Consider the following 26,140-nt stretch of genomic DNA (forward strand, 5'->3'; position numbering starts at 1 on the left):
TGAAGGTCCGCTCAAAATAAGATCTTATTAAGAGAAAGGATGTAAATCATGTCCAACAGATTATTTCAGGGTTTAGTTCATCAGATGCGTGACTCCATCGACGCTACTATCGGTGTCGTTGACGAGACCGCAACCATCATCGCCTGCAGCGACCTTACCCGTGTGGGTACTACAAACGAATTCGTATCACTGGACCTCAGCGACTCCCACGATATCTTCATCCGCGACGGCTTCACCTACAAGCCCTTCGGCTCAAGAGTAAAGCCCGACTATGCGGTATTCGTAGAGGGCGTTGACGACGCTGCTGCAAAATACGCAAGCATTCTCGCTATTGCACTTTCAAATATCAAGCAGTATTACGATGAGAAGTATGACAGAAACAACTTCATCAAGAATGTTATCCTCGATAACGTTCTCCCCGGAGATATTGTTATCAAGGCAAGAGAGCTCCACTTCAATGCCGAGATCAGCCGCGCTGTATTCCTCATCAGGATCATCTCCGCAAACGACATCTCCGCATACGATGTTATTCAGAACCTCTTCCCCGATAAGAACAAGGATTTCGTATTCAACATCACAGAGACAGATATCGTTCTCGTAAAGGAGCTCAAGAGCGCAGTAGACTCCAAGGATCTGGAGAAGCTGGCTCGTTCCATCGCTGACACACTCAGCAGCGAGTTCTATACAAGAGTAAACGTTGGTATCGGTACAGCCGTAGTGGGCGTAAAGGATCTTGCACGTTCCTTCAAGGAAGCCCAGATGGCTCTCGAGGTAGGCAAGGTATTCGATACGGACAAGGTCATCGTAAGCTACGACAACCTGGGTATCGCACGTCTTATCTATCACCTCCCCACAACTCTCTGCGAGACCTTCCTCCACGAGGTATTCAAGGTCGGCAGCATTGAGTCCCTTGACCACGAGACTCTCTTCACTATCCAGAAATTCTTCGAGAACAACCTGAACGTTTCCGAGACATCAAGAAAGCTCTTCGTTCACAGAAATACTCTCGTTTACAGACTCGAAAAGATCAAGAAGCTCACAGGTCTTGACCTCCGCGAGTTCGATCACGCTATCATCTTCAAGATCGCTCTCATGGTAAAGAAGTACCTGTCAGCTAATCCTGTCAAGTTCTGATCAAAGCCGTAAAAAGGCATTATATCGGACTTCGGGCGGATTATTTCCGCCCTTTGCAATTAAGGTAGGTGTAACCCATTGGTAGAACTTAAAAACGTATCCGTGACCTACTCAAGCGGTGTTGACGCCCTCAATAACGTCAGCCTCAAGATCAACGACGGCGATTTCGCCTTCGTGGTAGGTTCATCAGGTGCGGGAAAAAGTACTATGATAAAGCTTCTTCTGAAGGAGATAGACGCCACCAGCGGTGTAGTTACCGTAAACGGCTATAATCTCAATAAGCTCAAAAGAAGAAAGATCCCCGAATTCCGCCGTACTCTCGGCTTCGTATTCCAGGATTTCCGACTGATACCGTCGATGACGGTCTATGAGAACATCGCTTTCGTTCTCAGAGTTATCGACGCCCCCATAAAGTACATACGCAAGAGAGTCCCCTACGTTATCAGTCTCGTAGGACTCCACGCAAAGACAAACTCTTACCCCGATGAGCTCTCGGGCGGCGAAAAACAGCGTGTTGCCATTGCAAGAGCGCTGGTCAACGACCCTCAGCTCATCATCGCAGACGAGCCTACGGGAAATATCGACCCCGAGCTCTCATACGAGATCGTTGAGCTCCTCAAGGGCATAAACGATCAGGGTACTACTATACTCATGGTAACTCACGAGCACGATCTGGTCCGTCACTTCGGAGGACGTATCATCAACATCACCGAGGGCGAGATCGTATTCGACGAGGTCATCGCAGGTACAGGCGACGAGCTGCTGGCCGATATGGATACCGAGATACCCAGCGAGGCTATGGCCGCCGCTATCAGCGACGCAGAACGCATAAACGATGAGCCCGCTCCACAGGAGGAGACGGTGAACACAGAGGAAGCTATCGACCTTCCCATAGAGAATATGACAGCAGATGATATCATATCCGCTATCGGAGGCATCCCCGACGGTTCGTCAGCTCAGGAGCCCGAGCCCATGCAGAGACTGGCAGACAATATCGACATCGATCTGTCAGAAAGCAATAATGTGAAAAAAGCGGAAACTCCCGAGGAACTTCTCGCCGCACTCACCGAAAAGACCGAAGGAGGTGCGGAATGAAGCTCAGCGGTATAAAATACCTGGCCAATCAGGGCGTAGAAAACATCTGGAAAAACAAGATGATGGCGTTCGCAACATTCTGCGTACTGCTCATATCCCTTCTCCTCGTGGGAATCGCAGGTCTGTTCTATATCAACCTCAATTCCATGATTAAGGGCCTGGGCAGCCAGAACGAAGTGGTGGTCCTCATGAACGTGGGCACCACAGAGGAGCAGAACTCCGCTGCGGAGGCCGCTATAAAGGAACTTCCCAATATCGACAAGGTAGAATTCATCTCCAAGGAGGAGGCGCTTTCAAGACAGAAGTCCAGCCTTCCCAATGCAGAGAAGATATTCGATGAGTATATCGGCAACGACGCAAGCTTCATGCCTGACGGCTTCAGCGTCACCGTAAAGGATACCGACCTCATTACCGAGACCACCGCGAAGATAAGCTCTATCGCCAATATCCAGAGCGCTTCCGCTTCTCCTCAGGTGGCAGAGTTCCTGAGAGAGCTCAGAAGAGTAGTTTCTCTCATCGCAGGTGCTATCATAATCGCACTTGCTGTCGTTTCAATGATCATTATCTCCAATACCACAAAGGCAAGCGTTTTTGCCCGCCGTGAGGAGATACAGATAATGAAGTACGTCGGCGCTACAAACGCCTTCATCCGTATGCCCTTCTTCGTTGAGGGTATGGTAACGGGCCTCTTCGCAGGCGCAGGCGCTTACTTTATCACCTGGGCCGTATACCGTGCGGTATACAACATGATAACCGAACAGGGTATGCTCATGAATACCTTTGGCGTCAAGAGCCTTATCCCCTTCTCGGATATACGCCTTCCCCTCGGACTCGCTTATCTGGTGTTCGGCGCTCTTATCGGAGCTCTGGGAAGCGTAATAAGCACAAGAAAGCATATCGACGTATGATCAGTGACATACGGACCGCGAAAATGTGAATTTTTTTATGAAAGGAGTGTGCATTCGGACAGCAATTCCCACGTCCGATACGCAGCTTAATTATGGAAAAGCTAAACATATTCAAGAAAGTCATCTCATTCATCACAAGCTCCGCCCTGTCTGTGGCTATCCTCGCAGCATATCCTTCTCTTACCGACGGTAAGGTAAATAATGCTTCCGCGATGACAATAGCCGAGATGCAGGAGGAGATAAACGCCAACAAATCCAAGATCAGCGATCTCCAGTCACAGCTCGACGCTCTTGCAGGCAACAAGGCTCAGGAGCAGCAGTATCAGGATACGCTCAACGAACAGATCGGCTATATCCAGGACAATATCGACCTCCTCAACAAGGAGCTGGAAAGCATCAACGCCGACATCGACTCTGCTCAGACAAACATCGCTAACCTCGATCAGTCCATTATCGACCAGCAGGCCGAGATCGATGAGAATATCGAGCTCTTCAAGCAGCGTCTGTGCGCTATGTATGTAACAGGAAACGACAACCTCGCAACAGTTATGGTAGGAACCTCAAGCTTCTACGATATGCTGTCAAGAGTCGAAATGGTAAACCGTATAGCTTCATACGATGAGGAACTCATAAACGATATCCTCGCCGATATCGACAACATGGAGCAGTCAAAGAAGAATCTTGAAACCGAAAAACTCACCCTTGAGATGAAGCTTGACGAACAGCAGAAGCGTAAGGAAGAAAAGGCTGCCGAGATGGATAATCTCTACGATCAGATGTCAAAAACTCAGGCAGAGATCGACCGTATCGCTCAGGAAGAATCATATACCTCGGAGCAGCTTGCAGAGCTCCAGGCTATGAACGAAAACTTCAACGCCGAGATCGAGGCTGAGATCGCCCGTCAGGCTGCCGCTGCTCAGGCCGCATATGAGGCAGAACAGCAGAGACTTGCTCAGGAAAAAGCTGCCGCTGCCCAGGCTGCTGCACAGCAGGCTGCTCAGTCAGGCGATACATCATATACTCCCGTATATCAGGAGCCCGCATATGTTCCCGCTCCTTCCGCTTCGGGCTTTGCATGGCCCGCTCCCGGATTCTGCTACATCTCAAGCTATTACGGCCCGAGATGGGGATCCTTCCACAGAGGTATCGACGTAGGCGACGCCGGCATCATGGGCGGTGCTGCCTGTGCTTCAAAATCAGGCACAGTTATCGCTGTATGCAACAGCTGTACTCACAACTATCCTAAGAACGGCAGCTGCGGCTGCGGCGGAGGCTACGGCAACTACGTTATAATCTCACACGACGGTACATACTCGACCGTTTACGGACACCTTTCATCAGCAAGCGTATCTGTAGGACAGTACGTTGAACAGGGTCAGGTGATCGGTTATATCGGCTCTACAGGCTGGTCAACAGGCGCTCACCTCCACTTTGAGGTCCGCGTAAACGGCTCTGCTGTAGACCCCATGGGCTATGTAAGTCCGTGACATAATCAAACATACGAATTCAGGGCAGTTCTACAGACTGCCCGAATTTTTGTCAGAAAGCGATGATAATATGAATAAGAAAATCAGCCTTGGCCTTGCGCTCAGCCTTATCGCTATCGCTTCCGCAGTTACCTTCATACTCACATCGTTCTTCTCACTGCAGAGCTTCAACAAAAAGGTCATGGACGTAAACGAAAAGAGCAAGAAGTACAATTCACTTCAGAGCCTCGATTCCTACGTCCGCGAGCACTACCTGGGCGATATAAACGAGGGCGACCTCAGCGACGGTATCCTCAAAGGCTATATCTCGGGACTGGACGATAAATACTCCAGATACCTCACCGAGGAGGAGTACCTTGCCGAGCAGAGCGAGGACGAGGGCCAGCTGGTAGGTCTGGGCCTCACCCTTGAAGAGGACGAGAACGGATATATCCGCATCGCCGAGATAATGGAGGATTCTCCCGTTGAGGAGGCAGGTCTCCGCGCAGGCGATATCATCACCCTTATCGACGGCGTTGACGTCCTGACCGCAGGCTTCAATGAATCCATCGAGGCTATGCGCGGTACAGAGGGCTCTGAGATAAATATTACCGTCCGCAGAGGCGGTATCGACAAGGACTATACCTTCACACGACGCTCTATCGAGATGATAACCGTAACGGGTAAAATGATAAACGAGGACGTCGGCTATATAGAGATAACAGGCTTCAAGAAGAATACTCCCCAGCAGTTCGTAGAGGCTCTCGACAGGCTCATTTCCAACGGCGCAAAGGCTCTGATATTCGACGTCCGCGACAACGGCGGCGGTATAGTAGACGCGCTGTCGGAGTGCCTCGATCCCCTGCTCCCCGAGGGAGTTATCGCTACTGCCGAGTATAAGGACGGCCACAGCGAAACTCTCGTCTACTCCGACGAGACAAAGCTGGATATGCCCATGGTGGTGCTGGTGAACGATCAGACAGCCAGCGCGGCAGAGCTGTTTGCGGCTTCGCTCCGTGATTTCGGCGGCGCCAAGCTGGTGGGCGAAAAGACCTACGGCAAGGGCGTTATGCAGCAGACTACAGAATTCGACAACAACGGCGCTGTTGTACTCACTGTTGCAAAGTACAAGACAGAGCTCTCGGAATGCTACGACGGCGTGGGACTTACTCCCGATATCTCCGTTGAGAACACCGACGAGAACTACGACGACCAGTACGCTGCTGCGTTGGACGCGGCTATGCAGGCCTTACAGTAATTGACTACAGGGAGACGGCGGCTGTCGTCTCCTTTATCATTCCCTCCTGTAAGAGGGTCGGAAAAGGGTGAAATTCAAACGGAAACCGTTGAATAAGAAAAAAGAAGTTTTTATCTTTGTGGCAATACACAAATGAGACAATATCCTTTTGTTGCAAATACACAGAAAATATTACAATTCGGTTATACAAGGCGGGACGGTATGCGTTCCGTGAATATGAGAAAAGAGGCTAATATGAAAAAAGAAATTATGACTGCCGTGATATCTGCTGCTTTGCTCACATCATGCTCAGCGCAGAAAAGCTCCCGCACTGACGATAGAGACGCTGAATCAACAAGCGTGACAGCAAGTACTACAGCTGCCGCAGATACTACTGAAACGACAACTAATGTCACCACTTCTACTGCTCAGACAACTACAACTGCAGCGACTACGAAAGCTGCTGTCACTACTACAGTAGCCGCCCGAATGACTCTGCACACAGACCTGTGCAATACGATCAATGCCGAAGACGAGCCGAGAGCTGAGGAGAATATAAAGGGTATTTCCATGAGAAATCTGGACATCTATTCCGTAAGCGACGACAGAGCCGTTCCGGAAGCCACCGAGGAGCAGAAGCAGATCATACTGGATTATATTATCTCCCACGATCTGTCCCCTGTTACCGACGGCGACTATCACTTCTTCCCCAATCAAGGATTCTACCCCGATGAAAGCCAGCTTTCTTTCGCGATCACGGTAGAAGTACCCTGCGTATCCGCGGATCACAGGCTTGTCTTTTCAAAGGACAGGACGGTGTTAGGCGTTAAATGGAACGTTGCCGAGGCGGTCGGCATTTATTATAAGCTGGAGGACGCGGAACAGCTCGCGCCCATATTTGACTTTGCAGAGCAGTACGCTGCGGGCGAAGTATACTGAAAAATCACAAGCCGGTGTCAGAAACTCTCTGGCATCGGTTTTTTACGCTTTTGAGCAGGTTTCGGTATTGACTTTTTCCGCGTGATATAGTATAATATTATGTAATGCTATTTATTATCAAATATTAAGGAGTGCATTGATATGGCTACAAAGAAGATGTCCAGAGAGAGCTATGAAAAGCTCGTTGCCGAACTTGACGACCTCAAGATCAATAAACGTAAGGAAGTTGCCGAAAGACTGAAGGTCGCCCGTTCCTACGGAGACCTCTCCGAGAACGCCGAGTACGATGAGGCTAAAAACGAACAGGCTATCCTCGAAGCTCAGATCAACGAACTTCAGTATACTATCGATAACGCTGAGATCGTTGACGACGACAATATCTCCGTTGACGAGATCGGTATGAGCTCAAAGATCACTATCAAGCGCGTTGATACAGGCAAGACAGAGACCTTCACTATCGTGGGCACCAACCACGCTAACGTTAAGGAAGGCCTTATCTCAGACGAATCTCCTATCGGCAAGGCTGCTATGAAAAAGAGAGTCGGCGATATCTTCATCGTTGAGGCTCCCGCAGGCGAGCTGAAGTTCGAGGTCATCGAGATCTCCAAGTAATAGCGAAAGGACACGGAAAATGAGCGAAAATCAGGTCAATTCACCTGTTCAGGCCGATGAGGAGGCCGTTCAGGATATTAATATACTCAAGAAGGACAGACTCGACAAGCTTGCTGATCTCCGCGAGCTGGGTCACGACCCCTTCGTTATAACCAAGTTCGACGTCACAGGCCACGCCGCTGACTACAAGAAGGAGTACGAGGCAAAAGAAGCCGAGATACTGGCTGCTGTGGGCGACGACGAGGAAAAGAAGAACGCCGAGCTGGAAAAGCTCAATGAGAATATTATCCGCATCGCAGGTCGTATCATGAGCTGGAGAGATATGGGCAAGGCAAACTTCATCGACGTCCGCGACGCCTCAGACCGCATACAGGTCTATGTACGCTCCAACGATATCGGCGCAGACCTCTTCAAGGAGTTCAAGAAGAAGTGGGATATCGGCGATATCATCGGCGTTGAGGGCTATGTGTTCAGGACCCGCAAGGGCGAGATCTCTATTCACGCAAAGAGCATAACCCTGCTCTCAAAGTCCCTCCTGCCCCTCCCCGAGAAGTGGCACGGCCTCAAGGACACGGATACAAGATACCGTCAGCGCTACCTTGACCTCATCATCAATCCCGATGTCAAGGATACCTTCGTTAAGCGTTCAAAGATAATATCATCCATCAGACGCTATCTGGACGGACAGGGCTTCATGGAGGTAGAAACTCCCATGCTGGTGTCCAATGCAGGCGGCGCTGCTGCAAGGCCCTTCGAGACACACTACAACGCTCTCGATGAGGAGGTAAAGCTCCGTATCAGTCTTGAGCTCTACCTGAAGAGACTCATCGTCGGCGGTCTTGAAAGAGTTTACGAAATAGGCAGAGTATTCAGAAACGAAGGCGTTGACACCCGTCATAACCCCGAGTTCACTCTCATGGAGCTCTATCAGGCTTATACCGACTACTACGGCATGATGGACCTCACAGAGAATATGTTCCGCCACGTTGCTCAGGAAGTATGCGGTACTACCTGCGTTCCCTACGGCGAGCACATGATCGACCTCGGCAAGCCCTTCGAGAGACTTACCATGATCGACGCTATAAAGAAGTATTCGGGCGTTGACTTCAATGAGATAGGTACTCTCGAGGAAGCACGCAAAATTGCCGATGAAAAGGGCGTTGAGTACGAGGACCGCCACAAGCGCGGCGATATCCTCAACCTCTTCTTCGAGGCCTTCGTTGAGGAGCACCTCATTCAGCCTACATTCATCATGGATCACCCTATCGAGATATCTCCCCTTACCAAGAAGAAGCCCGACGCTCCCGATTACGTTGAGCGCTTTGAGCTCTTCATCACAGGCCGTGAGATGTGCAACGCCTACTCCGAGCTCAACGATCCCATCGATCAGCGCGAGCGCTTCAAGGCTCAGGAAGAGGCTCTCAGTCAGGGCGACGAGGAAGCTAACCGCACAGACGAGGATTTCCTCCGCGCTCTGGAGATCGGTATGCCTCCTACGGGCGGTATCGGCTACGGTATCGACCGTCTGGTAATGCTCCTCACCAACAGCGCTTCTATAAGAGACGTGCTGCTCTTCCCCACCATGAAGTCCCTCCCCGCAAACGGCGGACGTCAGGAAAAGGAAGACGAGAACGAAGAATAATAACAAGGGCGGCTATGTGCCGCCCATTATCGTAAAGGATATTCTATGAAGGATAAGGATAAGAACAAAACACGGACTGCTCCCGATAATGACGAAAAGCTGGAGATAAACAAAAGCTTCTTCCAGGTCAGCAAGGAGCTGAAAAAACAGCGGGAGGCTGAGCTGGAGGCTCAGCAGCTGGAGGCTGAACGCCGCTATGCCGAAAAGGAAAAGCAGAAGCGCGAGGCCTACGAGAAAAAGCTCCAGGACGAAAAGATCGAGCTCATGCGCCTGAAGCAGGGACTCGTCGAAGAAGAACAGTCGGAGATACATGAGGAAAAAGAGGAAGAGATCAAGCTGTCCTTCTGGAAAAAGATCGGCAACTTCTTCTACCACAGCAAATGGTGGCTGGGTCTGGCGGTGTTCTTCATCGCTCTCGGCAGCTACCTTGTATACGATCTGGTCACCAAGCCCAGACCCGATATGGTGATACTCATGCTCTGCGACAACGACAGCGTGGGCAACTCGGTATACCTCGAGGAGTACTTCACAGGACTGGGCGAGGACTCCAACGGAAACGGCAAGGTGCTGGTATCGGTATACTATATCCCCTACAGCGATGACGACTACCAGAACTACATCAAGGGCGTTACCAACAAGCTGACAAACTTCCTCAATAACGCCGATTCGGTCATTCTTATCGGCGACAAGAAGGTTTCGGAGGAGCTGCTCACGGGAGATGATATCTTTGTGGATATCAGCAGCATTTATCCCGATAATCCCCATATCAGGGACCGCTATTTCTTCTGTCTGAAGGACACGGACTTCGCGGAAAAGATCGGAGTTCACAGCTCCGAGATCCCCGATGATATGTATATCGCACTCAGGAAGCCGCGCAATCTCCTCCACTCCAGCAAGGAGGATATGCAGGAGACCTACGATAAGGACTTCCCTTCCTTTGAAAGAATAATCGACGATCTGTCACAGAAATAAAAAAGCGGAGCATATGCTCCGCTTTTCTTTTCATTGCGCAAAGGTCAAAACATAAACTTTTCCATCGCTGTTGACCTATTATGTTGTGACCGTAGCTGTGACGATCTCGGATGTAACAGAGGTGATGCAGGAAGTGTTGCATTTTTTCGGAAAAATCAGAACACAAGATACTCTATAACGGAATTGGACATGAGAAAGCCTTTGGCGGTGAGCCATATGCGCTCTCCGTCGGTCCGGGCGTAGCCTTCCTTTATAAGCGGCGGGAGCTTTTTCAGCAGCTCCTCCCTGTGGTCGGGAACGTCGCTGAGACGCAGTCCCTCCTTCAGCCTGAGACGGAGCATTGAAAACTCCTCATAGCCGCAGGGGCTCTCGTCTGTCACCGTCACCTGCTGGTGAGGACTGCTTATAAAGCCGTCTATATCGCGCTCAACGGCGAACCGCTTTCCCTCATAGCAGGAATGAGCGGCAGGACCTATGCCCAGATAGTCCAGACATTTCCAGTAGCGGCAGTTGTGGCGGCTCTCATAGCCCGGCCGTGCAAAATTGGACACCTCGTACTGCATGAAGCCACGCTCCTCCAGGAGCCTTACCATTTCCAGATACAGCTCCGCTGTCCTGTCCTCGTCGGGGAGCCTGTCCCTTATCTCCTGACAGTCAAAGGGCGTCCCCTCCTCGGTCTTTAAGATATAGGCGGAGATATGCTGCACGGGCAGAGACGTCATGCGCTCCACTGAATAATGCAGGCTCTCTGTACCCTGGTCCGGCAGAGCTATCATCAGGTCGCAGGAGATATTCCCGAAGCCTGCCGCCGCTGCGTCCAGAACTGCCTGCTCCGCTCTTTCGGCATTGTGCAGCCGTCCCAGCGTTTTCAGCTCGCCGTCTATCATGGACTGTACCCCGATAGAAATACGGTTTATGCCGGTACTGCAGAGCTCCGCCAGCTTCTCAGGCGTGAGGGTGCAGGGATTTGCCTCTATAGTTATTTCGGCAGCCCCGTCAAGTGCGAAGCTGCCGTTTATTTCGGATATTATGCTCCCCAGCTGAGCTGCTGTCAGCAGGGAGGGCGTGCCGCCGCCAAGGTATACTGTGTCCACGGTCTGCGTCTTATTGCCGTAAAAGCGTATATTCCGCAGCACCGCCTCTGTGTATTCCTCTGCCTTCTGCCTTGTCCAGCTGACCGAATAGAAATCGCAGTAGGCGCATTTCCTTCCGCAGAAGGGCACATGGATATAGACGCCCAGGGTGCTCATTCTTTGGTATCTATGCGGATAGACGGCGCCAGACTGAAGAAAAAGGCGTTTACTACCCTGGGGACGATGAACATTGACAATATCAGTCCTATTACCATAGGAGCCTCATGTGTGAACATCCACTCGTTATCTGCGCCGTGTATATAGATGTATATTATCACCGCAAAAGCTGCCAGACAATACAGCGCCTTGAATATAGTGGCGCCCTTGCCGTTGACGCAGAGCCTTCCGCACTCCATGCAGGGACGTCCCTTTGAATTGAGCTGCCCTGTCATGGCCTTTGTCCAGGGATTGAAGCTCTTTTTGCCGCAGTGCGGACATTTGTATATACTCATATTATTCCTTTCCTTCCTCGGGCTCTGTTGCTTCTTCTGTCTCTATGGGTTCAAGCACCTTTGCCAGCCCTGCCATGGGGACCTCCCCCGCAAGCTTTGGCGTAAGGGGCAGACGTCCCTTCTTCTTTGCCTTTCTGCGATGACGGAATATGCTGATGAAGTCCTCCGGATGGAGTACTATCAGTGTCAGCAGCATTATAAGCAGTGCGGCAAGGAGCTTTGGCTTCTCATCGTCTCCCGTGACCAGTGCGAATATCAGCAGCACTGCCGCGGTGACGCAGAAGCTGGTGCGGGACTTCTCGCGGAGCCTTATCCTTACGGCGCGGAGCATACGTCCCACAGCCGTATTCTTTTCCACAAAGTATTCCGTTGCGACTGCTATGATACTGATGACCAGTATCGCCGCCAGCAGTCCGAGAATGATATAGTTTATCATAGTAAGCCTCCCGTTCTCAGCTGTCAAGCTTCAGAACGCTCATGAACGCCTCCTGCGGCACCTCTACGGTACCCAGCTGGCGCATACGCTTCTTTCCTTCCTTCTGCTTTTCCAGCAGCTTCTTCTTTCGGGTTATATCGCCGCCGTAGCACTTGGCAAGTACGTCCTTGCGCATTGCCTTTACGGTCTCTCTGGCGATTATCTTGCCGCCGATGGCAGCCTGTATCGGCACCTCAAACATCTGGCGCGGAATGTTCTCCTTGAGCTTTTCCGCTATCTTACGGGCTCTTGAATATGCCTTGTCCGTGTGTATGATAAAGCTGAGGGCGTCTACGATATCGCCGTTGAGGAGGATATCCAGCTTCACAAGCTTGCTGGGAACATAGCCCATCATCTCGTAATCAAAGGAAGCATAGCCCTTGGTACGGGACTTCAGAACGTCGAAGAAGTCGTAGACTATCTCGTTCAGGGGCAGCTCGTAGTGGAGCTCCACACGGGTATCGTCAAGGTACTTCATGTCCTTGAACACGCCTCGTCTGTCCTGACACAGCTCCATGATATTGCCTACATAGTCCGACGGAGAGAGGATACTTGCCTTTACCATGGGCTCCTCGGCCACCTGTATGAGAGCGGGGTCGGGATAGTTGGTGGGGTTGTCGATATACTGCACCTCGCCGTTGGTCATGGTGACCTTGTATATAACAGAGGGCGCGGTGGTGATAAGGTCGAGGTTGTACTCGCGCTCAAGGCGCTCCTGTATTATCTCCATGTGGAGAAGTCCCAGGAAGCCGCAGCGGAAGCCGAAGCCCAGTGCTATTGAGGTCTCGGGCTCGAAAGAGAGCGATGCGTCATTGAGCTGGAGCTTTTCCAGAGCGTCGCGGAGGTCGCCGTACTTTGCGCCGTCAGCAGGATAGATACCCGAGAACACCATGGGGTTCACCTTGCGGTAGCCCGGAAGGGGCTCGTCGCAGGGACGGTCGTCGTTGGTGACGGTGTCGCCTACCTGAGTATCGCCTATGCTCTTGATAGATGCGGCTATATAGCCTACCTCGCCTGCCTCAAGGCTGCCGTTGTTCACAAGGTTTGTGGCGTCCATGAAGCCTGCCTCAACTACGTTGAAAACAGCTCCCGTAGCCATAAGGCGGATATTGTCCCCCACCTTCACGCGGCCTTCCTTTACGCGGACATAGATGATAACGCCCTTGTAGGAGTCGTAATAGCTGTCGAAGATAAGCGCCTTCAGAGGCTTTTCGGGATCGCCCTTGGGTGCGGGGATATCAGTTACTATCCTTTCCAGTACCTCCTCGATGTTCACGCCCATTTTCGCCGAGATACGGGGAGCGTCCATAGCGGGTATGCCGATGACGTTCTCCACCTCGCTGCATACCCTCTCGGGATCTGCGGAGGGCAGGTCTATCTTGTTGACTACGGGCACTACCTCAAGGTCGTGCTCTATGGCAAGATAGGTGTTGGCAAGGGTCTGTGCCTCTATGCCCTGGGAAGCGTCAACAACAAGGATAGCTCCCTCGCAGGCTGCAAGAGAACGTGAGACCTCATAGTTGAAGTCAACGTGGCCGGGAGTGTCTATCAGGTTGAAGATGTAGTCCTCGCCGTCCTTTGCGGTGTACTTCAGGCGCACTGCACGGGCTTTTATAGTGATGCCGCGCTCACGCTCGATATCCATGTTGTCAAGGAGCTGATCCTCCATATCACGGATAGCCACGGTCTCGGTCTTTTCGAGGATACGGTCGGCAAGTGTGGACTTGCCGTGATCTATATGCGCAATGATACAGAAATTTCTGATCTTATCGTTTGCCAAAGCTTTACCTCTTTTCAAAACATATTTACTCATGATAATTATATCAGAAATGCCGCGGTTTGTAAAGAGTTTTTTGCACCGATACAAAGAAAAAGCCGCATGCACGGCTGCCCCGAAGGGCTGTGCATACGGCCGTTTTTTATTTACTTTGCGGGATCCAGTGTGCTGATCTTCTTCAGCAGGAATTCCTGTATCTTCAGTGCGTCGCCTGAAGTAAGTCCCTTTACGGACTGGTCAACGTCGCCGTTGAGCTTGCCCTGTGCTGTCAAGGGCTTTTCGGCTTTGCCGCCTATGCCGTACTTGTTGGGATTGGCGAGAGACTGCATGATGAGTATGGCATCAGCCAGCTCAACCTTGGTATCGCAGTTGGTATCGCCCCAGGTGATATCCCCGGAGGTGCTGCCGTTTATGGTGACCTTATAAGAGATATCCACACCGTAGCAGTAGGTGAACTTGTAATAGTCTCCTACGCCGCCTTTGATACTTACGGTGTACTCACCTGCGGGAAGAGTCTTGAAGTCAGACTTGCTGTATCCCTTGCCGTTGCTGTCTATAACGGAAACGATAGTGTCGCTTACATCGGCGTCAGTATATCTTCCGCCTCCCGAACCTGCGCCGGCCATAGGAGTTCCGCCGAAGAGAAGGCCGCTGAGATCAAGCGACTCGCCTTCCTCATAGACTGTCTTTGTGGGATAGGTGTCAACGCCCTTGAAGGTATAGCCGGGATGTGTGCTTGGTGTGGGCTCGGGTGTTGTTGTTTCTGTTGTGGTAACAGAGGTCGTAGTTACGGAAGTAGTTGCGGAAGTAGTTGTTGTAGTACCGCTTGTAGTTGTAGTTGTTGTTGTAGTAGTTGAAGGTCTGGGTGTAACAGAACCGCCGTAATACTCTGAAAGCGAGATACCGTTGCCTGCTCTTCCCAGCGGGATAGTGTGGTCAAGGCTTACAAACTTGCCGTCAGATGTCTGCCAGAGTGCGGGCTTGATGAACTCGTACTTAACATCGTCCCACTTCTGGAAGTTGTCGTATACAAGTCCGCCTGTATCCGATGAATTCTCATTGAAGCACCAGAATGTGTGATGGATATGCTTGTCGATCATATAATCACGGATCTCCTGCATCCAGTGAACATTCTCGCCAGTTTTATCGTGCTCGGCATCTACCCAGCCGCCCCATTCGCCCATGAGCAGGGGTGAGATGTGCTCCTCTACCAGGAATGCCCATGTATCGTACCAGTAGTCTTTAAGGAGAGTCTCTCTGGAGAAGGTCTTTGAAGAATCATTAAGGTAGAACCATGTCTGCTTGTATACCTCGGGACCGTAATCGTGAGGTGAGTATACCAGCTGGCTCTGATATTTGCCGAGATCAACGGGATAATCTCTTACGCCGCGGAAATTGGCTCCCCACCATGCGCCGTAATAGGGCTGGTATTCGGGATCGTCATAATGGCCGTAGTCAGTGGAGGGCGAATTCCAGTCAAAGCCCTTTTCGGTCTTGGGATAAACCTCGATACCCTCTACCATGATGAGCAGGTTCGGGTTCTGATCCAGGCAGGCTTTAGCGCCCTTCTCGGCGGCATAACGCCAGTTGTTGGCGTCTGTGGAGCCGTCCCACTTTGCGAAGATACCATCGTCCTTCTTGCCGTGAGGCTCGTTCTTCAGGTCGATGGCGATGATAGTGTCATCGTCCTTGTAGTAATCCGAGAACCATGCCAGAGCGTCCAGCCAGTCCTTCTCGCTGAAGTTTGTGTCATACCACAGAGCGTAGTTATGACCTGCGGCATTGGTGGTAGCGCAGTGAACGTCCATCATGATCTTGATACCATTCTCGCGGCACCACTTGACTACCTGATTCCAGATGTCGAAGCTGTACATGGGAGTACCGCCCTCAACGCCCTCTACGGTCAGCTCGGGATTCTCGTACTCGTTGAGCTTGATGATGGGATCGGGCTTTCCTGCCTTCCACTGGAGAAGTATCTCCGTTGACATGGGAACACGGAGCAGATTGAAGCCGTGATCCGCGATAAGGTCAAGACAGTGGTGTACGTTTGCAGACCATGCGCCGTCGAAGATCTGGCTTCCTACGTTGTAGCCGAACCAGTTGACGCCTGTCATCCAGACCTCGTTTCCGTTCATATCAACGATCTGTGCCTTATCGTTGACATGGAGCCAGTCGTCATGATACTCGTCGGGAGCTGCGACTGCTTCTTTCTCGGGTATCCTGTTCACAGTCGGAACAAGCACCATTGCAGCGGCCGTCAGTGCGGCAGCCGCCTTGCTGAATAAATTTTTTGCCATATTAAAACCCCTCTCTTAGTTATTGTATACAGCAATGTTACGAGTTTTTAACATTATTATTATACATCTTTTCGCGCCCCTTGTCAACGCTGTTTGTTGATTTCAGCAATAAATGGGAGCATAAAATCAGTACAGCCGACCTGCTCCGACATATTTCTCGTAAGGTCTGTGGTATTATAAGGCATGGAATGGCTGCAAAATGCAGCAAAAAGGAGGAAGATACATGAATATGGACATAAAAAACCACAACGGTGCGGCTGTGGCGGTGCTCAGCGGTGAAATAGACCACCACAATGCAAAGGAGCTCCGCTCACAGCTGGACCGCTTCATCATCAGCGCCCAGCCGCGGGAGCTGGCCATCGACATGGGCGGCATCACCTTTATGGACAGCTCCGGCATAGGCCTCATCATGGGCAGGAGCAAGCTCATAAAGGAATGCGGCGGCAGACTTGAGGTGCTGAACCCTCAGCCCTATATCCGTCGGGTGCTGAAACTGGCAGGCATAGAACGTATCGTAAAGATCAGATAAAGGAGAAGTCAAAATGGAAATACTCAACGAGATAAAATTCACCATGCCCTCCCTTTCCGTAAACGAGGGCGCTGCAAGAGCTGTGGTATCCTCATTCCTCATACAGGCGGACCCCACAGTGGAGGAGCTTTCGGAGATACGCACCGCCGTCTCCGAGGCTGTCACCAATTCGGTAGTCCACGGCTACAGGCACAAAAAAGGCAATATCGAGCTGACGGTAAGGCTGCTGCCCGACAGAGTCATATACATAAGGGTAAAGGACAGGGGCTGCGGCATAGAGGATATCGAACAGGCAATGGAGCCCATGTTCACCACCGCCCCCGAGGAGGAGCGCTCGGGACTGGGCTTCTCGGTGATGCAGTCCTTCACGGACAGGCTGAAGGTGAAAAGCGCTCCCGGCAAGGGCACCACCGTGACTATGAGAAAGAGGCTGTCCGCCCATGGAGACTGATGTCAGGAAACCCCTTGCGGAAGAAAATCTCGGACTTGTCCACCTCTGCGCCAACCGCTTCCGCGGACGGGGCATAGAGTACGACGACCTCTACTCCGCAGGCTGTATCGGCCTGCTGAAGGCGGTCAGAGCCTTTGACAGCAACAGAGGCGTTAAGTTCTCCACCTATGCCGTCCCCGTCATACTCGGCGAGATAAAGCGGCTTTTCCGCGACGGCGGCGCCATAAGGGTCAGCCGCAGCCTGAAGGAGCTGTCAATGCGGCTGTCACGGCTGTGTGAGGACTTCCGCCAACGGGAGATGAGAGAGCCTACCATAACGGAGCTTGCCGCCCTTTCGGGAGAGAACGAGTCCGACGTGGCCGAAGCGCTGTGCGTAAGTCAGCCGCCCCTGTCCCTTACCGCAGGAGACGACGACGAGGGACAGACCGATATCCCCACGGAGGCTCCCGACGAGAGCATAACGGACCTGCTGGCTCTCAGGCAGATAATGGCGCGGCTGGAGGACAACGACCGCGCTCTGCTGGAGCTGAGATACTTTCGCGGTCTTACCCAGACAAAGACCGCAAAGGCTCTGGGCATGACTCAGGTGCAGGTGTCAAGGCGCGAAAAAAAGCTCCTCACCCGAATGAGAGAGGAGCTTCTCAGCTGATATGCTTTTACTGTGCCATATTGGAAAATTCTTCTATGGAAGGTGCGCCGAGGTGAGTTGATGTGTAGGCGTAGTATGCCAGTACCTTTGAAGCGTCAACTGCGTCTACGGAGTCGTTCTTGTCGATATCACCGCATCTGTTCTGTGCAAAGGTAAAACTCTTCTCCTTGCCGCTGGATGTGCGTGCGTACTCGGCAAGTATCCTTGAAGCGTCAACGGCATTTACCTCGCCGTCGTAATTGATATCGCCGGTCACCTTGTTGTACTCGCCTTCGCATATTACTACATTGACGCCTCTCTCCTTCGCCCAGTTGTAGACAGGAGAATTCTCGTAGGCAATGACATTGCCTGTGTATGTGCTGACCTTTTTGTCCTTATCATAGCTGTTGCATATGGTCAGCTCTGTTTCCTTGTTCAGTATCTGCGCTTCGCCGTTGTATACGTGCACCGATCCAAGAGCGGGACACTCGCTGAATGCTCCCTCGCATATGGTGTTGACAGTTTCCTGGCAAACCACAGTCTTTACATTGGCATTGCCCTTGAAGGCACCGGGCTCGATGGTCTGTACGCCCCAGGGTACTGTGAAATATGTATCCTTTCTGCCGGAGGGATAGGCAACGAGATCAGGCATATCGCTGCGGTAGATAATGCCGTCATCGATACGGTATGTGCCGACGTCAGTCATTCCCTCAAATTTTTCCAGTGAGATGCAGCCTGCAAAGGCTCCTGCAGCGATATTCTTGGGATTGCCTGCGAACTTCACGGTCTTGAGGTTCTTTGCACCTGCAAATGCGCCCTCCATTACATCGGTGACGTTCTTTCCGATTGTTACGGAGTTTATCTTCTCATCGTTCTTAAAGGCGCTTATATCCACGGATGTTACGGGAACGCCGTTTATATCGTCCTTAATAACTATGTCTATACCCTTTACAAGGCTGTTATCACCGATGACTCTGTAGTGATCGAAGAAGTTGGAATAGATGACATAATCCTTGCAGACGTTCAGCGCTTCGGCCTTTTCCGACCTGCCGTGAGCAAGGAGCTCCATGTGGTCGTATTTTTCCTTCTCCTGAACGTACTTTGTCTCGGAAACGTCCTTGCCGTCTATCTGATACACTCTCTTGACGCCCTCCATGCCTTCAAGCATGGTATTGTCCGTGAAGGATACCTCCTTTGTGAACACGCCCTTTTCAAGCTTGAAGTATGTTCTGTTGAGCACTCCGTTGTGGGTGCCGTTGTGAACAAGATAGTGAGCGTTGGGATCCGCAAAGGCGATACCGTAGGTACCCAGCTCCACAGGCTCCGAAAGCTTGCCGTTACAGAACGAGTAAACGAGGCAGCGGCCGCTGCGTCCGCCGTTCTGGGAGGCGAAAAGCTCGGGTACATCATCATGGTCAATGTCGTAGAGCTCGTAGCGCGAGCCGGACAGCTCATCGGTATCGGTAAAGTCGAAGCCCTGCTCCTTGCCCAGACCCGAGAGGGCGGTGTGATACGCCGCCTGCCATGAACCGAAGCGTATATTGTCGTACGACTGTGTTTCAACTGCCCCCGCAGTCAAGGGTAAAGCTGCTGTGAGCAGCGCTGCTGCGGATAATGCAGCTGTGATCTTTCTGATCTTCATGGAAAGTCCTCCTTTTATTTCCGTCTGCCTGACGGCAGCCCCTAAGACAGTATTATACTACATTCACGCCGAAAAATCAAGCTTACGGGCAATTCAACGCATTACCGTTGTTTTGTCCGCACCTCACCGTATAAAGCAAATGTGACGCAAAAGATATTGAAACTTCCGTCAGGAAATGGTATAATCATAATATATGACCGTCCGCTAAATGATATCTGATCCATGGGGGGATAGTATGATATTGTATTTTTCCGCAACGGGAAATACCGAGTTCATCGCAACCGAGCTGGCAAAAAAGCTGGACGATGAATGCCTGAACCTGCTGAGCAGGATAAAAAAGAGCGACTTCTCGGAGATAAGCTCCGAAAAGCCCTTCATAGTCTGCGCTCCCGTATACATATGCGAGATGCCCAGGTTCCTGAGCAAGTACCTGAAAAAGGTGAAGCTCACAGGTAACAGGAGGGTCTACTTCATCGCAAACAGCGCAGGCTACAGCGGTATCACGGGATACCTGGCAAAGAAGCTGTTCCGCAGGAAGAAAATGGAGTTCATGGGCTATTCGGAGCTTATAATGCCCCGCAACTACTACATCGGACACTATCCCGTACAGAGCGGCGAGGAGATAAGGAAAAGGATACTCAATTCCTATAACAAGCTGGACGATATTGCCGCCACTGTCAGGAACGAAGGCAGGCTGAAGGCAAGATATGTATTCCTGTTCGAGAAGGTCATAACCCTGCCCTTCAATCCCATATGGGCGAAGTACAAGATGCCGTCAAAGGACTTCTTCGCCAACGAAAAATGCGTGGGCTGCGGAAAATGCGAGAGGGTATGCCCCCTGAACAATATTTCCATAACCGATAAAAAGCCCCTATGGGGAAACAGCTGCACTCACTGCATGGCCTGCATAGGCAACTGCCCCACCGACGCCATTGAGTACGGCGAGATAACAAAGGTCAAGGGAAAATACAGCTTCGCGGATCACAGGGATGTCCTGAAAGACAAGCGCTTCAGTCAGAACAGCGCCAATCCCCCGAAGCACGACTACAGAAGGAGAAAAAATGGCTAAACAATTCTGGAAGGGCAGCACTCTGCTGGCCCCTGTGCCTGCGGCTCTGGTGACCTGCGGCACGATGGACTCTCCAAACGTTCTTACAATAGGCTGGACAGGCATCGTATGCACCCGTCCGCCTATGACATATATTTCCGTGCGCCCCGAGCGCTTTTCCCACGATATAATCAAGAGATCCGGGGAATTCGTCATCAATCTCACCACCTCCGCAATGTGCCGCGAGACCGACCTCTGCGGAGTAAAAAGCGGAAAGGATACGGACAAGCTGGCAGTATGCGGCTTCCATACCCTGCCTGCGCAGAAAGTGGCTCCTCCCCTTATAGAGGAGTGCCCCCTCAGTCTGGAATGTAAGGTAACGGAATCAAAGCTGCTGGGCTCCCACACCATGTTCCTTGCGGAGATAGTAGGTATCGACGCGGACGAAAGGTTCATCGACAGCAAGGGCAAGCTAAACCTCCAGCAGTGCGGCCTCATGGCCTTTGCTCACGGCGAATACTTCGCCCTCGGAAGAAAACTGGGCGACTTCGGCTTCTCTGTCCGCAAAAAGAAAAAGCACCGCAGGCCGCCTGAAAGATCATGAGGATATATCCTCTATGAACTGCCGCAGCTCCTGCTCGGAGGAAAAGTATATCCCCTGCGCAAGGAGCTCTCTGTCCTGCTCCGACAGCAGTGAGGGCTGCACGTCAACAAGAAGATATGGCTTTTCCGAATCCCGCCTGAATACGGCTATGCGTCCGCCGCTCTCACGAACCGTGAACAGCGGCGCTTCCTCGTCTATGGCAGCAGCCGCCAGCCTGACCTCCGTCCTGTGCCTGCGCACCGTCTGACCAAGGGTGCATACCGTGATGAATCCCGATACCGTCAGTGCGGCAGCCATAACAAAATATACTCTTTTTACGCTCTTAATCGTCATATCAAAACTCCTTTGCCGAAATATCCGTAAATAATATCCCCCGATTTTTCTATATTATACAAATTGCCGATTTTTTCGGAAAGGTCTTAACATTTCACCCAAAACGTGCTATAATGTATAATGTATATTTATATGTACACAAAACTATATATATAAATCTTTGAAAGGAGCTTCCGCCGCGCACAGGCGGACATTCTGACAAAATGAAGGATAAAGACTTAACTCCCTCCGGGCAGCCATCTGCCGAAAAGGAGGTGCGCAGCAATGCGCCGAAAAAGAAAAAGAAGAAAAAACACGGCAAGGCCTACACCATCTTCAAGAAGCTGATGACGGTCATCGCAACTACCCTGCTCTCGCTGCTGCTGGTAATAATCATTACGGGTACCATAGTCAGCACGGCGCTGACGGTTTACGTCCTGAAGTTCATGGACGACTCCACCAGCATCACTCTTCAGCAGCTGGAATCGGGAAGCGATACCTACTTCTACACCAACCATATCAACGAACAGGGAGAGACGGAGCTGGCTATCCTCCACAGGAACAGGAACGACTTCCAGCGTCTGCCCATAACCATCGACAAGATACCCCAGCACGTCCGCAACGCCTTCGTGTACACCGAGGACGAGCGTTTCTATGTGCATGACGGTGTCGACTACAAGCGTACATTCTCCGCCTTCCTCAATATGTTCCTCCACTTCTATGATACGGAACAGGGCGGTTCGACCATAACTCAGCAGCTCATCAAAAACCTGACCGGCGACAAGAAGCACTCCCCGCAGCGTAAGATCAGGGAGATCTTCGCCGCAATGCAGCTGGAGAAGTCCTACTCCAAGGACGAGATACTTGAGGAATACCTCAACTATATCAGCTTCGGCGGCGCCGTAAACGGTATCGAGCTGGCTTCCATACGTTACTTCGGAAAGACAACCGATCAGCTGACCACTCCCGAGGCGGCAGTGCTTGCGGCTATACCCAAGAGCCCTGAGGATTACGGTCCCTTTGCCTACTATCATCAGGACGACGACCTGACAAAGCCTCTGGTCATCGACGGACGCGCCAACAACAAGCCACGTCAGGAATACGTTCTCTACAAGCTCTATGAGAACGGCGCCATCTCCTACGACGAGTATCAGGAGTACATCGTTACCCCGCTGATATATACCGACTCTCCCGAGTACCTTGCGGCTCACCCCGAGGCGGAGGCTCAGGAGCTGGAGGAAAAGCAGAAGGCTTACGAGTGGATACTTGACGCCGCTTACTTCGAGGCTCAGGAGATCTTCAAGGAGAAGTTCGACCTGGTGGACGACGATCAGGCAAGAAGAAAAATCGACAGCGGCGGATACAAGATCTACACCAGCTACGACGAGAAAATGCAGAAATACGTCGAGGAGAAGTTCCTTGACATCAATAATATCATCCCCGAATACTCCGTTAAGCGCTATGCCGATCTGAAGCTGGCAAACGGAAGCTTCGGTCAGGACGGCGTGGCCGAGGAATACCTGCCCCACGTTGCCTTCGTGGCTCTCAACTACGACGGCGAGGTGCTCTGTGCGGTAGGTAATATCGGCGAAAAGACACACTCACTTGTTACGAACTTCGCTGTTAAGGAGCCCCGTCAGGTAGGTTCTACCATCAAGCCCGTAACCACATACGGCTACGGTATCGAATCAGGCGAGATACACTGGGGCACAATGATGCAGGACCTCCCCACCACCACCGACGAGCAGGGCAATCCCTGGCCTTACAACTACGGAAAGGCTGTAGGAAACGGCGCTACTCACCCGATCTACTACTTCCTGCAGCAGTCCTTCAATACAGTCCCCGCCCAGCTCTTTGACAAGTTCGGCGCGGACAACATCTACAAGTTCAGTACGGAAAAGCTCGGACTCAAGCTCTCAGTTGTGGATAAGGTGCCTGCGGCTATGGCTCTGGGTTCACTGACCTACGGTGTAACTCTGGAGAACCTGGTAAACGCTTACCTCCCCTACGGTAATCAGGGTATCTACAACGAGGCTCATATCATCACAAGGATAGAGGACAGCAACCAGCAGATAATCTACGAGAACAACGGCAATCCCAGACAGGCAGTCTCCGACGAGGCAGCATGGGTAATGAACCGTCTGCTGAAGAACGTTGTCGAGAACGGTACAGGTACCGCTGCAAGACTCGGCAACAAGGTAGTCTGCGGCAAGACAGGTACCACCGAGAACTGGCACGACGAGGCCTTCGTAGGTCTCACCCGCGACTTCGTAAGCGGTATCACCATAGGCTACGACATAAGCAATGACGCACTTTACGTTCCTTCGGGCGTATCTGCAAACGTATGGCAGGCCATCATCGGCGAATACGCAAACACCATGTACCCTGATACGGGACGCGACTTCGAGCCCGTCAAGACAGTTATAGAGATGCCTATGTGTACCTCTACCGGCAAGATTGCTTCGCAGTACTGCGGCAAGGGCGTTACGGGCTACTGGAAGTCCGAGCAGACCGAGACCTACTCGCCTCCCTACTGTGACGGCTCACACGGCTATGTAAGCACAGGCGAAGGCACTACAGGCGCAAACGGCGGAGCCGCAGCAGGCGGCGGAGCCGATACAGGAGCTGCTACAGGCGGCGACACAGGCGCAGGTACAGGCGGTGACACCGGCGGATATACAGGCGGCGGCGATACAGGCGCAGGTACAGGAGGCGACACAGGCGGATATACAGGCGGCGGCGACACAGGCGCAGGCGGCGGTGACACCGGCGGATACACAGGCGGCGGCGATGTCGGCGGCGGCGACACCGGCGGCGGAGTCCTCGAATACTGATAACAGGTGATAACTTGAACGATAAGATCAGATTGTGCTGTCCATGCCACTTCGGTCTGGAGAGCGTGCTCAAATACGAAATACAGAAGATCGGCGGCACCGATCTGAAGGTAAGCGACGGAAAAATAAGCTTCACGGGCGATGAGAATATCCTCGCCCGTGCCAACCTCTGCCTTTCCACTGCGGAAAGAGTCCTCATAGAGCTGATAGAATTCAGGGCAACTACCTTCGAGGAGCTGTTCCAGGGCGTGAAGGCCGTTGAGCTGGAACGCTACATCGGCCCCGATGACGCATTCCCCGTAAAGGGCTATTCCCTCAACTCGGCGCTCCACAGCGTTCCCGACTGCCAGTCCATTGTAAAAAAGGCGGCAGTCGAAAGGCTGAAAGCCAAGTACGGCATAAGCTGGTTCGAGGAGACAGGCCCCACGGTGCAGATAAAGTTCAGCATACTCAAGGACGTTGTTTCCCTGTACCTCGACACCAGCGGAACAGGTCTCCACAAGCGCGGCTACAGACGCAATTCCAATGCCGCTCCCATAAAGGAGACTCTGGCGGCAGGTATCGTCGATCTGGCAAGGGTCCGCTCAGACTCCATAGTGTGCGACCCCTTCTGCGGAAGCGGCACCCTGCTGATTGAAGCGGCTCTCAAGGCGCTGAAGATAGCTCCCGGTATCAACAGGAGATTCGCAGCGGAGAAATGGAGCTGCTTTGACTCGAAGATCTGGCAGGAGGAAAGAAAAAGGGCTATCGACAATGTTGACAGAAGTGCGGAATTCCACGGCATAGGCGCGGATATAGACGACGCGGCTGTGGCTCTCACTCTGGACAACGCTCACAAAGCAGGCATAAAGTCCCGCCTGAAGATAGAGCAGGCCGATATCACTAAGTTCGTTCAGCCCGAGGATTCCATAGTGATATGCAATCCCCCCTACGGCGAAAGGCTCCTGGAGCTGAGAGAGGCCGAGGATATATACAGAAAAATGGGCAGAGTGCTGGGCAAGGGCGGCAGCCGTCAGAGCTATGTCATCTCCCCTCACGAGGAGTTCGAGAAGTTCTTCGGTACGGAAGCCCGCAAGCGCCGCAAGCTCTACAACGGCATGATAAAATGCCAGCTATATATGTATTTCTGACACAAAAAAGCTCCGCCAAAACGGAGCTTTTCCCATAGGTGATGATATGAGATATTCTTTCAGGCGAAGACTGCTGCACCTGTTCTTCCCTACGCGGTGTCCTGTGTGCGGACAGATCATCGGCGCAGAGGAACGCTTCTGCGGAGAATGTACGGACAGTCTCAGCGGATACAGCGGCAGCTTCCATATTGAGGGCGCGGCAGGCTTTACCGCTGCCTTTGATTACGACGACAGCATAAAGCCTGCAATATATCTGCTGAAGAACGGCACAGACGGCAACGCCGCCTACGCTCTCGGCGGAGCTCTGGCAGACAGGCTGAAGGCGGAGGGTACGGCAAAGGACGCGGATATTATCGTGCCTGCGCCCATGTACCGACGGGACGTTTTCCGCCGCGGCTTCAATCAGTCTGTGCTGATAGCAAAGGAAATGAGCAGGATACTGGGTATCCCCGCGGATACAAAAGCAGTGGTCAAAACGCGGAATACAAAGGCGCAGAAGGAGCTCGACAGGCTCAGCAGGTCGGTGAACCTGAAAGGCGCATTCGCCGCTGTTCCCGACAGGGTCAGAGGCAAACGGATACTCCTGGTTGACGATATCTGCACAACAGGCAGCACTCTCCGCGAGCTGACAGCTGTACTCATTGACAGCGGAGCGGCTTCCGTGTACTGCGCCTGCTGCTGTAAAACTCCGTCAAATAACAAAAAGACATCAGTGTAAATTTTTCGCAAACAAAAAAGTATCGCCACATAACCGCTATACTCATATAGCAGTTTTACGGGTGATATTGAGGGAAACCCTTTTGAAAAAGGGTTCCTCTTACGG

23 protein-coding genes and 1 pseudogene are annotated in these 26,140 nt (G+C 52.0%); 17 read left to right on the forward strand and 7 right to left on the reverse strand.

The genetic code is table 11. The features are described from left to right. Positions 1 to 48: 48 nt before the first annotated feature. From Q0Y65_RS15055 to Q0Y65_RS15095, 9 genes and pseudogenes are all read left to right on the forward strand, one after another. Complete coding sequence (locus Q0Y65_RS15055; protein ID WP_019680782.1) at positions 49 to 1,134, forward strand: helix-turn-helix domain-containing protein; 1,086 nt, start codon at positions 49 to 51, stop codon at positions 1,132 to 1,134. Between the two features lie 78 nt (positions 1,135 to 1,212). Further along, positions 1,213 to 1,875 (forward strand): annotated as a pseudogene (gene ftsE / locus Q0Y65_RS15060) (cell division ATP-binding protein FtsE); the annotation flags it as partial. Positions 1,876 to 2,225: 350 nt separating this feature from the next. Continuing rightward, on the forward strand, positions 2,226 to 3,137 hold the full coding sequence (gene ftsX, locus Q0Y65_RS15065) for a permease-like cell division protein FtsX (RefSeq protein WP_297961629.1): 912 nt from the start codon (positions 2,226 to 2,228) through the stop codon (positions 3,135 to 3,137). Positions 3,138 to 3,229: 92 nt separating this feature from the next. Next, positions 3,230 to 4,624: a murein hydrolase activator EnvC gene (locus Q0Y65_RS15070; RefSeq protein WP_297961632.1), complete on the forward strand. Its 1,395-nt coding sequence runs from the start codon at positions 3,230 to 3,232 to the stop codon at positions 4,622 to 4,624. A 70-nt stretch (positions 4,625 to 4,694) separates the two neighbouring features. Next, positions 4,695 to 5,861, forward strand: coding sequence for a S41 family peptidase (locus Q0Y65_RS15075; protein WP_297961635.1), 1,167 nt, complete (start codon positions 4,695 to 4,697; stop codon positions 5,859 to 5,861). A gap of 234 nt (positions 5,862 to 6,095) precedes the next feature. Continuing rightward, positions 6,096 to 6,779, forward strand: coding sequence for a hypothetical protein (locus tag Q0Y65_RS15080; RefSeq protein WP_297961637.1), 684 nt, complete (start codon positions 6,096 to 6,098; stop codon positions 6,777 to 6,779). Positions 6,780 to 6,920: 141 nt separating this feature from the next. After that, positions 6,921 to 7,391, forward strand: coding sequence for a transcription elongation factor GreA (gene greA, locus Q0Y65_RS15085; RefSeq protein ID WP_297961640.1), 471 nt, complete (start codon positions 6,921 to 6,923; stop codon positions 7,389 to 7,391). A gap of 19 nt (positions 7,392 to 7,410) precedes the next feature. Then, a complete protein-coding gene (gene lysS, locus Q0Y65_RS15090) occupies positions 7,411 to 9,033 on the forward strand; it encodes a lysine--tRNA ligase (protein ID WP_297961643.1) in 1,623 nt (540 codons plus the stop codon). Positions 9,034 to 9,078: 45 nt separating this feature from the next. Next, entirely contained in the window at positions 9,079 to 10,005 is a 927-nt protein-coding gene (locus Q0Y65_RS15095; RefSeq protein ID WP_297961646.1) for a hypothetical protein, read from the forward strand. Positions 10,006 to 10,160: 155 nt separating this feature from the next. Here Q0Y65_RS15095 and hemW read toward each other — a convergent pair whose 3' ends face one another. From hemW to Q0Y65_RS15120, 5 genes are all read right to left on the reverse strand, one after another. Beyond that, positions 10,161 to 11,255 carry a radical SAM family heme chaperone HemW gene (gene hemW, locus Q0Y65_RS15100; protein ID WP_297961649.1) on the reverse strand — a complete coding sequence of 365 codons (1,095 nt, stop codon included), beginning with the start codon at positions 11,253 to 11,255 and terminating at the stop codon, positions 10,161 to 10,163. After that, entirely contained in the window at positions 11,252 to 11,590 is a 339-nt protein-coding gene (locus tag Q0Y65_RS15105) for a hypothetical protein (RefSeq protein WP_297961652.1), read from the reverse strand. Before Q0Y65_RS15105 ends, hemW begins: the two co-directional genes overlap by 4 nt. Before the next feature lies 1 nt (position 11,591). Next, entirely contained in the window at positions 11,592 to 12,026 is a 435-nt protein-coding gene (locus Q0Y65_RS15110; protein ID WP_297961656.1) for a hypothetical protein, read from the reverse strand. A gap of 16 nt (positions 12,027 to 12,042) precedes the next feature. Then, complete coding sequence (gene lepA / locus Q0Y65_RS15115; protein ID WP_297961660.1) at positions 12,043 to 13,845, reverse strand: translation elongation factor 4; 1,803 nt, start codon at positions 13,843 to 13,845, stop codon at positions 12,043 to 12,045. 143 nt (positions 13,846 to 13,988) lie between these two features. Further along, entirely contained in the window at positions 13,989 to 16,139 is a 2,151-nt protein-coding gene (locus tag Q0Y65_RS15120) for a cellulase family glycosylhydrolase (RefSeq protein WP_297961663.1), read from the reverse strand. 223 nt (positions 16,140 to 16,362) lie between these two features. Between Q0Y65_RS15120 and Q0Y65_RS15125 the strand changes: the two genes are divergently transcribed. From Q0Y65_RS15125 to Q0Y65_RS15135, 3 genes are read left to right on the forward strand one after another with little or no spacing between them, the layout of a single operon-like run. After that, complete coding sequence (locus Q0Y65_RS15125; RefSeq protein ID WP_297961666.1) at positions 16,363 to 16,668, forward strand: STAS domain-containing protein; 306 nt, start codon at positions 16,363 to 16,365, stop codon at positions 16,666 to 16,668. Between the two features lie 13 nt (positions 16,669 to 16,681). Then, complete coding sequence (spoIIAB, locus tag Q0Y65_RS15130; RefSeq protein ID WP_297961669.1) at positions 16,682 to 17,119, forward strand: anti-sigma F factor; 438 nt, start codon at positions 16,682 to 16,684, stop codon at positions 17,117 to 17,119. Continuing rightward, a complete protein-coding gene (locus Q0Y65_RS15135) occupies positions 17,109 to 17,768 on the forward strand; it encodes a sigma-70 family RNA polymerase sigma factor (RefSeq protein ID WP_297961672.1) in 660 nt (219 codons plus the stop codon). Before spoIIAB ends, Q0Y65_RS15135 begins: the two co-directional genes overlap by 11 nt. Before the next feature lie 7 nt (positions 17,769 to 17,775). Here Q0Y65_RS15135 and Q0Y65_RS15140 read toward each other — a convergent pair whose 3' ends face one another. Continuing rightward, positions 17,776 to 19,389: a leucine-rich repeat protein gene (locus Q0Y65_RS15140; RefSeq protein WP_297961675.1), complete on the reverse strand. Its 1,614-nt coding sequence runs from the start codon at positions 19,387 to 19,389 to the stop codon at positions 17,776 to 17,778. A 235-nt stretch (positions 19,390 to 19,624) separates the two neighbouring features. Here Q0Y65_RS15140 and Q0Y65_RS15145 point away from each other — a divergent pair, with 235 nt between their 5' ends. Both Q0Y65_RS15145 and Q0Y65_RS15150 read left to right on the forward strand, forming a co-directional pair. Beyond that, a complete protein-coding gene (locus tag Q0Y65_RS15145) occupies positions 19,625 to 20,458 on the forward strand; it encodes an EFR1 family ferrodoxin (protein WP_297961678.1) in 834 nt (277 codons plus the stop codon). Further along, the gene (locus Q0Y65_RS15150) at positions 20,451 to 21,041 is read left to right on the forward strand and encodes a flavin reductase family protein (protein ID WP_297961681.1); all 591 of its coding nucleotides are present in this window, start codon (positions 20,451 to 20,453) and stop codon (positions 21,039 to 21,041) included. Before Q0Y65_RS15145 ends, Q0Y65_RS15150 begins: the two co-directional genes overlap by 8 nt. Here the strand turns inward: Q0Y65_RS15150 and Q0Y65_RS15155 are convergent. Continuing rightward, positions 21,036 to 21,374, reverse strand: coding sequence for a hypothetical protein (locus Q0Y65_RS15155; RefSeq protein WP_297961684.1), 339 nt, complete (start codon positions 21,372 to 21,374; stop codon positions 21,036 to 21,038). The genes Q0Y65_RS15150 and Q0Y65_RS15155 overlap by 6 nt on opposite strands. Before the next feature lie 203 nt (positions 21,375 to 21,577). Between Q0Y65_RS15155 and Q0Y65_RS15160 the strand changes: the two genes are divergently transcribed. Genes Q0Y65_RS15160 through Q0Y65_RS15170 form a run of 3 tightly spaced genes read left to right on the forward strand, consistent with a single transcriptional unit; the run spans position 21,578 to position 26,035 of the window. After that, a complete protein-coding gene (locus Q0Y65_RS15160; RefSeq protein ID WP_297961687.1) occupies positions 21,578 to 24,187 on the forward strand; it encodes a transglycosylase domain-containing protein in 2,610 nt (869 codons plus the stop codon). A gap of 14 nt (positions 24,188 to 24,201) precedes the next feature. After that, positions 24,202 to 25,317, forward strand: a complete 1,116-nt coding sequence (locus Q0Y65_RS15165; RefSeq protein ID WP_297961690.1) for a class I SAM-dependent RNA methyltransferase — start codon at positions 24,202 to 24,204, stop codon at positions 25,315 to 25,317. A gap of 46 nt (positions 25,318 to 25,363) precedes the next feature. Further along, complete coding sequence (locus tag Q0Y65_RS15170; RefSeq protein ID WP_297961693.1) at positions 25,364 to 26,035, forward strand: ComF family protein; 672 nt, start codon at positions 25,364 to 25,366, stop codon at positions 26,033 to 26,035. Positions 26,036 to 26,140 lie beyond the last annotated feature (105 nt).

Origin of the sequence: uncultured Ruminococcus sp. (assembly GCF_947301925.1) — a bacterium.
GTDB lineage: Bacteria > Bacillota > Clostridia > Oscillospirales > Ruminococcaceae > Ruminococcus.